The following is an 8400-nucleotide window of genomic DNA, read 5'->3' on the forward strand; positions in this document are numbered from 1 at the left end:
ATTATCTTTTGATTATCCTGGGCACGATGAATCGGATAATCTAGCTAACTAAATTAATCAGCATATTGGCGGACTAAAAAAGTTTGTATCCTGCATCTTGTAACTTAAAGATTTGGAGGAATATCAATTGAAAGATACTTCATTAAAATACTGGCTTGCTTGGAATAAGATATCGGACATAGGTCCAAAGAGATTTTACCAATTACTTGATTACTTTGGCTCTCCTGATATTGCCTGGCAGGCAAAATCAGGAGAGATAAGCAAAATATTAAATTTAAGTTCCAAAATATCCTCCCGGCTTTTTGAAGAAAAAAACAATATCCTTCCTGAAGAGGAGTTAAATTTGGTATCTAAAAATAAAATCCAGGTATTGACTATAGAGGACCTCTTATATCCCGAAAATCTAAAAAATATTCATTACCCTCCACCGCTTTTATATTTTAAAGGAAATATCCTGGAATCGGATAAAAATTCTATCTCTATCGTGGGCTCGAGAAAGGCCACCTACTACGGAAAGATGGTAGCCGAAAAGTTAAGTAAAGATTTGGCTTTAGCAGGATTGACCGTTATAAGTGGATTGGCTCGAGGAATCGATACAGCTGCTCATAAAGGTGCAATTTCAGTCAATGGACGAACTATTGCGGTTTTGGGTTGCGGTATTGACCATATATATCCTCCTGAGAATAGAAGACTGGCCGAAGAGATAGAAGGATCGGGAGCATTAATCAGCGAGTTTCCTCTTTATACCCTGCCGGAAAGGAAAAATTTCCCCCGCAGAAACCGCGTTATCAGTGGATTAAGTCTAGGAACAGTAGTGGTGGAAGCGGCTGAAAAAAGCGGTGCTCTGATCACTGCCGATTTTGCTCTCGAACAGGGCAGGGAAGTGTTTGCCATACCCGGGAATATAAACTCTCCCTTATCCAACGGTTCTCATAATTTGATAAAACAAGGGGCAAAATTAGTAGAAAATTTTAAGGATATTTTGGAAGAAATACATATAGTGCTACCTCAAAAAACTACTAATAGAAAGGTGGTTAAAGAAAATACTGCTCTAACCGAAGAAGAAAAAAGAATCTACCAGGTAATTAGCAAAGAGCCTATCCAGATCGATTATATTATTGGAGCAAGTAAACTTTCCGCCGGTAAAGCAAGCGAAGTGCTACTAAATCTCGAACTAAAGGATTTGATAAAAGAGATCGAAGGGAAACGATTTATCAAGCTATAAGTTTATTTACCTTCTCTCTCTAACTGTCATAACAAGGATTGTTACGATGAAGCAATCTCTTTATACCAATCCACATTCCTATAAAAAATAACAAAACTTTATTGCTATAACTATAATCATTTAGTATAATGTAAAAGTCGGGGCGTAGCGCAGTTTGGAAGCGCACCTGAATGGGGTTCAGGGGGTCGGAGGTTCAAGTCCTCTCGCCCCGACCAAATCCTTACAAACAAAGCCTTTCAGGCATTTTGCTGAAGGGCTTTTTCTTTTTTTAAATTATTTTTCAGGAAAAGAAGGATTTTTAAATAGACTTGTAGTATATAGAAAAAAGTGTACTAAAAATTAAATAAGCGTATTTTTTATCCAAGCAGAATATCTATAATACTATGATGCTAAACGGTTTGCTGAAAAGTCAAACGTAATTTTTATTATTAAGATATTCTAACAATTCAAATACATTCCAAGAAATTCAAGGGTCAAATACTAGGCAAAAAATTCAATAGAATAGTAGGAAAGCAAATGCAAAATTATAAGATTGAAATAGAAATATTTGAAGGAAAAGGTGGGAAGCTTTCTAAAGAAGATGATAAAATAATATATCCAGAACTTGAGAAAGAGGGTATTTGTGCCTGGATGTATCGTGGAGATGGATGTAAAAGCTATCAAGTTGGACAAAAATTTAATTATCCTAAAGATTCTGGAAAATTATGCCCTTGGTTGTTAGACAGCCTTAGCGGAATTATTCATGTACTTAGGTTTGGTGGCACATTACCTTGGGAGTATAAAGGAACACCATATGAAAAAGAATTTAATCCGGATGGTATAACAACAGAGTTTGTTCGGTGTATAGATCCGACTGATTCTGGAATTATAGTAAAAGTTTCTAGAATAAAAATTTAACCTTTAACAATGGCAATGCTTTCTGTTTAGTCATCTTTTATATATTAGAACTCGATATAGATATTCTTAATTTTCCGTGCTTTATTCTGTATATATGAATTTTGACCTTATCCCATAAAATAAAAGCACGCTTTCAGACTCCAACCCGGGGAGCCTGACCATTCAAGCCCTTTGGCCTTTGCTGAAGGGCTTTTTTTATAAATTTATCGTAGGAAAAGAAGGATTTTGAAGATAGATGTCGTATATACAAAATATAAGCATAATTATATATTTATCATTGAGAATTAAAATATGAATAAAGGAGGAAATCAAAATGTCCAAAGAAGAATTAATCAGTATGATGAGGAAGTTCAGAGATGCCTTGAATAAAAAGGATCTGGAAAAAAGCTTGTCCTTTTTTACAGAGGATGCCGATTGGGTGAATCCAAATGGCGAATTTAAAGGTAAAGAAGAGCTAAAGAAATATCTTAAATGGGGATTTGAAATAAGTCCGGATCAAAAGGTTATCGAGTCAGGAGTCAAAATTATAGCCGAAGAAGATAAAGCAGTGTATGAGCATATTTTAGAAGGCAGTTTTGAGAGGATGAAATATCAAATTCCTGCCCTTTGTATCTACGAATTTAAAGGGGATAAATTTCAACATCTTAGAACAACCTATGATCGCTTGTCTATGGCGAAACAACTTGCTAAAGGTCCAGTGGCCAAAACAGCTGTAAATTCTATTATCAATCGGATGGAAAAGGGCTTACATGCGTAAATAAACAATGCTAAAATAATGAAGGACCTAATGAAGTTCCTGGTGCTTCTTGTAAAGACATTCAAGTTATAATCTAGAATCTGATTCATGGCCCAGGGGATTGTACTTGTGCCATATACGGTGCTTTTTTTACTTTCATTATCTCTCTAATAAAGAATAACTTAATTGGTAATTGGATTATAAGCAATAAACTCATGTAAAAAAAATCAAATCATCTGGATATTACCAAAAGGGTTTTATATACCAGGATTTGAAGAAGATATTCTTAATTTTCCATATTTTATTTTACGTGGCTTATTTTAGCCGTATAAAAGAGTGCAAGTTTAATAGTGCAGATAAACTTATGTTAGGCAGCTTTACCTTAACAAGGTGGAGGGGGACAAACAAATGCCTGAAATCTTGAAAGACTTATCAACGCCAGCACTGGTTATGGCTATTGAAGCCAACCAATTCGAACTATGGCGAATTTTGGCCAAGATGTTGCAGGCAGACGGAGCTACATCATGAACCAGATATGATTTGGTTCTCCACTGACATACCGTTCTACCTTTGCAACATTGTCGGTCGTGTGCAATTTGATTCAAACGACATTGACGCAAGAATTGATGCGATATTAACCCGATTCAAATCACGGGGGATGCCTATGAGTTGGTGGACTGGGCCAGTTACACGCCCAACCGATTTAGGAAAGTATCTAGAAGCGCATGGTTTGACCTACGTTGAAGATTATCCTGGTATGGCGGTTGATTTGTTGACATTGAACGTTGATCTATCAGTACCACCCGGCTTGACGATAGAACGTGTCGGAGATGTAGAGGATTTGGAAAAGTGGATTCACCCTTTCACTATCGGTATCGGCTACCCTGATTATTTCGCTAAAATCATCTTCGATTCCACTGCAGCTCTGGGCTTCGGTCTACACTTGCCAATGCGCCATTACGTCGGTCTACTAAAGGGAGAGCTAGTTGCGTGTTCAACGCTTATGCTGGGTTCGGGAGTAGCGGGTATCTACAATGTCGCCACCGTTCCAGAAGCCTGTCGGCAAGGGAGTGGGACAGCGATGACGTTAGCGCCCCTGCGGGAAGCCCGTACTCTGGGTTACCGAGTGGCCATCCTGCAATCATCGCAGATGGGGATGGGAGTGTATCGTAGGCTTGGATTTAAAGAGTATTGTAAGATTGGTATGTACATATGGACTGGTGAAACGAACGGGTGAAGAGAGCGACGCTGCTGCCTAACACTTGTTGCTACAGCTGACTAAAGTACAGGAATACAATGGTACAATGGAAGTTTTGTGGAAACAGGTGCAACAGGTACCGCGATAGGTACCAGGCAGGCTAATACGACAGCCATAGTAAATACAAAAGGAATAGGAAGCTATGCTGCAAGTTTATGCAATGACCTGACAGTAGGCGGCTATAACGACTGGTTTTTACCCTCGAAAGATGAACTAGACAAACTGCACACTAACAAAGTTGCAATCGGTGGTTTTACTGATGACAACTACTGGAGTTCGTCGGGGGGGCGGTGCTTCCGCCACTCGGTACCAGAATTTTCTCAGTGGTTTTCAGTACTACGGCCACAAGGCCAGGACACTACGGGTCTGTGCTGTTCGGGCTTTTTAGCTATTTATCAATTTAACTATTTAAGGAGGGTGCAGGGGGTGCAAGCCTTCTGCCAGAGAATTTTTTATGGCTGTATATTATGACCTGCCAGTCTTCAATCAAGGTGAAATGGGAACCAAGATAATCAAAAGGCAGGACTTCATAATTGAAGTTTCTGCCTTTTGATTATCTTTTAAATCCTAACAGACACCAATTACTTCTTCTAACTTTTGATACACCTTTTCGGTTTCCTCACTCATACAAAAAGTTCGAAAATCGTTCTGTCTGGCCGACCAGAATATCTACCAATAACCTTTGTTTCAGGAGGTCTTTTTTTATGAATAGTTAGGACAGGGACTGCTATCTCTCCGATGAAGTTTTTTCCCGAAGAGGTAGGTGTAACTACCAAGAAATTATTATTATTATTTGATTTTAGTTATTCCCATTTTTGTCATTACGAACAATTCCTCAGTTATCATTCCCATTCCTTTATTTTTCATTGCTGGAATAGAAGCGACTCAACAATCGATATGTGATAACTAATAGGAAAAAGGAATTATATTTTTTAGACTATTTCAGCAAACGCCGAAAAAGAATTTTTCAGTGAAAATTAAAAGTAGTTCTTACATTTTCAGGAAAAATAAGCTATTTATCGCTCGAGGTGGAGATGGTAAGATTATCAATAATAGCAGGTGAACTTAATAAGATTTATCAGAAACATGTATGGATATACGGGCAGTGAAACATGTAAGTATTCTGAAAAAAATATGAAGGGCTTAACAGATATACCCTTGAATTTGAAAATAGCTCAAGAGGAAACTTTACTGGATTGAATAGCAATAATTTAAAAAAATAGAACTGCTCAAACTTGGTTGTCCAACTGGAATAAATAAGGGTAACGCATCCTATTTTCTTAAGCTGTTAATAATATTTTATTTTAAATTAGCTGGTGGTATAAAAAAATTACCCTAAAGGAGATGAGAAGAATTGATTATGGAAAATAGTAGTTCGATAACAGTAATAATAGCCGGTAAAAATTTTGCTCCGGTTTGTGATTATCTAAAAAATGTGCTGCCTGAAATTTCATTGGAAATGGTAGAAGCGAAAGATCTCATCAAAAAAGCAGAAGAAGCTCAGATTATTTTTCCGGCTATGGCAAGGATAGATGAGAAAATATTTAAGAGAGCCCCTTCTCTTCGTTTAGTGCAACAGTGGGGAACCGGATTGGAGGGGATAGATATTGGTAGTGCTACCCGTTACCGGGTAGCAGTAGCCAATGTACCTACTGCGGGAAGTGGAAATGCCGAATCCGTTGCTGAATGGTATGTTATGGCTGCTCTTTGTTTAAGCCGTAAAACCTGCGAAATTAGGTCACAAGTACGAAAAGGCTATCCCTGGGGTTCTCCTTTAGGGCAAGCTCTCTATGGACGTACCGCTGGAATAATTGGTTTTGGCGGCATAGGAAAGGCTTTAGCTTTACTGTTAAAAACATTTAATATGAAGATATTAGTAGTCGATAAAAAACCGGATAAAATTACCGCTCAAAATATAGGAGTAGACTGGATAGGAGAAGTGGCGGATTTACTCCACTTATTAAAGAAAACAGAATATTTATTTATCTGCATACCGCTAACTGCAGAAACTAAAAACATGATTAGTCAACCGGAATTAGCTTTACTTCCTAAAGGTGCCTTTATTCTTAATGCTGCTCGAGGTTCCGTTATTAACCAGCAAGCTTTAATGCAAGCTATGGATAGCAAACATTTAGGAGGAGTTGCTTTAGATGTTTATTGGGAGGAGCCTCCAAAACCAAATGATCCGATTTTGGATTACCCCAATATCTTAGCTACACCACATATTGCCGGAGTAACTGACGTTTCTTATCAAGGAATTAGTATTCAGGTAAAAGAAAATATAATTCGGGTGATGAAAGGAAAGCTTCCCTTAAACTGTGCTAATCCCGAGGTAAGATTGAAAGATATGAAATAAATTGAATAAATAGATAAATTCTATTTAATATTATGAATTTTTACCTTTAAATTGAGTAGATATGGGAGTTGTGCTATTTTTTATTTTCTTAAAGAAAGGAGATTTAATTTATGCCTATTTTGCAAGTAGAATTACTAAAAGGAAGAACTGTACAACAGAAGAGGGAAATGGTGAGAAAAGTTACCGATGCAATTACAGAAACTTTAAATTGCCCTAAAGAAGCAGTAAGAATTATTATCAGGGAAATGGAATTTGAAGATTTTGCTCATGCAGGAATTCTAAAAGTTGATAGTAATAACAAATAAAATATATCGATAAGAATATTTAGTAGAAAGTGAGGAAAAAAATCCCACCTGAAAATTCTTATTGACGCTATAAACAGGAAAAGGTGATTAACCATGAAAGCAATGATATTAAATAAAATCGCACCGGTTAATGAGCATTCGCTTACTTTAACCGATGTTCCTGTGCCCATTCCGGGGAAAGGTGAAATTTTAGTTAAAGTGATGGCCTGCGGTATTTGCCATACAGAGTTGGATGAAATTGAAGGCCGACTAATACCTCTGAAATTTCCCATTATTTTGGGACATGAAATTGTCGGTGAAATTGAAAAAATGGGACCAGGTGCGGGACATTATCAAAAGGGGGATCGAGTAGGCATTGCTTGGATTCATTGGGCTTGTGGTAAGTGTTATTTTTGTAAAAAGGGAAATGAAAATTTATGTAGCCAAGCTAGATGGACCGGATTTTCTGCTAATGGCGGTTATGCTCAATATATGGTAGTGAATGAAAACTTTGCTTATCTGATTCCTGAACTATTTTCCAGCATCCAGGCTGCTCCTTTACTTTGTGCCGGGGTGATTGGGTATCGGGCATTACGCTTAAGCGGTATGGAGGATAATCAAGTTTTAGGACTATTTGGTTTTGGCGCATCAGCTCATTTAGTTATCCAGATGGTTCGCTATCAATGCCCTAAAAGTAGAATCATGGTCTTCACACGTCCCGGTCAAGTTGAACATCAAACCATGGCTAGAAAATTAGGTGCTAACTGGGTTGGTGTTACCGGAGACACGCCTCCCGAATTCTTACATTGTGCCATTGACTTTACCCCGGTAGGTGCCCCGGTGAGTGAAGCATTAAAAGTCCTGGAAAAAGGAGGCCGGTTAGTGATTAATGCCATTCGAAAAGAAGAACCGATTCCGCAACTTGATTATACGACTCAGTTATGGCAAGAGAAGGAGATTAAAAGTGTGGCCAACGTAACCAGGAAGGATGCAGAGGAATTTTTGCTACTTGCAGCAAAGATACCGATTATCCCAAAGGTAACTGAATTTCAATTGGATGAGGCCAATCAGGCTTTATTAATCCTGAAAGAGGGGAAAATGCAGGGAGCAGGCGTATTGAAAATCAATCATTAAGATAAGACAAGAGGGCGTTTCATTCGGCATACTCAATTAAAACTCTTTATCTTGTTTTTATCTTATTTTGGATAGAGTTTTTTATATTCCATATAAGAGTAGGTAACAATATAGATTAGAGCCACTACTTTTTTCCAGCCAGATTAAAGGAATAGGCCTATCGGGGTAGATGCATAGCGCAGTCTTCCTTGATGAAAAGACGGTAATCATTAGACCCGCCATCCTCTGGAGTGATACCCGTACCTCAGAACAATGTAAAAAGATTTATACTCTATCTGGAGGATTGGATCAGCTAATTCATTCATCTGGATAGTAAATGATACATTGAATCAGTATAAAAACACTTATGCTGAAATTAACTTTTTTAAAGACAAAGATATAGTAGCAAAAAAGAAAATAGAGACAGGCTACATAACTACCGATTGTGTAAAACATTTGCGGTAATAAACAAAAAAAATAGTGCTCTTCCCAGATATCCAGAATATAAGCGTGTATTTTATAGTTCTTCAG

General features: G+C 37.6%; 8 protein-coding genes and 1 tRNA gene. All 9 read left to right on the forward strand.

Annotated features, from left to right (window positions below):
- The first annotated feature begins 169 nt into the window (after nt 1-169).
- The 9 genes from dprA (at nt 170) to ENO17_04655 (ending at nt 8203) form a co-directional block, all read left to right on the forward strand.
- Entirely contained in the window at nt 170-1225 is a 1056-nt protein-coding gene (gene dprA, locus ENO17_04615; GenBank protein HER24317.1) for a DNA-protecting protein DprA, read from the forward strand.
- A 138-nt stretch (nt 1226-1363) separates the two neighbouring features.
- Nucleotides 1364-1440, forward strand: a tRNA-Pro gene (locus ENO17_04620).
- Between the two features lie 301 nt (nt 1441-1741).
- Nucleotides 1742-2122: a hypothetical protein gene (locus ENO17_04625; protein ID HER24318.1), complete on the forward strand. Its 381-nt coding sequence runs from the start codon at nt 1742-1744 to the stop codon at nt 2120-2122.
- 313 nt (nt 2123-2435) lie between these two features.
- Nucleotides 2436-2879 (forward strand): nuclear transport factor 2 family protein, encoded by a 444-nt coding sequence (locus tag ENO17_04630; protein ID HER24319.1) that lies wholly within the window; start codon nt 2436-2438, stop codon nt 2877-2879.
- Between the two features lie 643 nt (nt 2880-3522).
- Nucleotides 3523-4095, forward strand: coding sequence for an N-acetyltransferase (locus tag ENO17_04635; protein HER24320.1), 573 nt, complete (start codon nt 3523-3525; stop codon nt 4093-4095).
- A gap of 1375 nt (nt 4096-5470) precedes the next feature.
- The gene (locus ENO17_04640; protein HER24321.1) at nt 5471-6472 is read left to right on the forward strand and encodes a lactate dehydrogenase; all 1002 of its coding nucleotides are present in this window, start codon (nt 5471-5473) and stop codon (nt 6470-6472) included.
- Nucleotides 6473-6582: 110 nt separating this feature from the next.
- Nucleotides 6583-6777, forward strand: a complete 195-nt coding sequence (locus ENO17_04645) for a 4-oxalocrotonate tautomerase (GenBank protein HER24322.1) — start codon at nt 6583-6585, stop codon at nt 6775-6777.
- A 93-nt stretch (nt 6778-6870) separates the two neighbouring features.
- Nucleotides 6871-7890, forward strand: coding sequence for a zinc-binding alcohol dehydrogenase family protein (locus tag ENO17_04650; protein ID HER24323.1), 1020 nt, complete (start codon nt 6871-6873; stop codon nt 7888-7890).
- A gap of 169 nt (nt 7891-8059) precedes the next feature.
- Nucleotides 8060-8203: a hypothetical protein gene (locus ENO17_04655; GenBank protein ID HER24324.1), complete on the forward strand. Its 144-nt coding sequence runs from the start codon at nt 8060-8062 to the stop codon at nt 8201-8203.
- Nucleotides 8204-8400: the final 197 nt, after the last annotated feature.

This window comes from Candidatus Atribacteria bacterium (genome assembly GCA_011056645.1).
Classification (GTDB): Bacteria; Atribacterota; Phoenicimicrobiia; order Phoenicimicrobiales; family Phoenicimicrobiaceae; genus Sediminicultor; species Sediminicultor quartus.

What these genes read in the sequence shown, in the direction of transcription:
- ENO17_04625 (HER24318.1), top strand. Translation starts at nt 1,742, where the DNA reads ATGCAAAATTATAAGATTGAAATAGAAATATTTGAAGGAAAAGGTGGG.
- ENO17_04630 (HER24319.1), top strand. Translation starts at nt 2,436, where the DNA reads ATGTCCAAAGAAGAATTAATCAGTATGATGAGGAAGTTCAGAGATGCC.
- ENO17_04635 (HER24320.1), top strand. Translation starts at nt 3,523, where the DNA reads ATGAGTTGGTGGACTGGGCCAGTTACACGCCCAACCGATTTAGGAAAG.
- ENO17_04645 (HER24322.1), top strand. Translation starts at nt 6,583, where the DNA reads ATGCCTATTTTGCAAGTAGAATTACTAAAAGGAAGAACTGTACAACAG.
- ENO17_04650 (HER24323.1), top strand. Translation starts at nt 6,871, where the DNA reads ATGAAAGCAATGATATTAAATAAAATCGCACCGGTTAATGAGCATTCG.
- ENO17_04655 (HER24324.1), top strand. Translation starts at nt 8,060, where the DNA reads ATGCATAGCGCAGTCTTCCTTGATGAAAAGACGGTAATCATTAGACCC.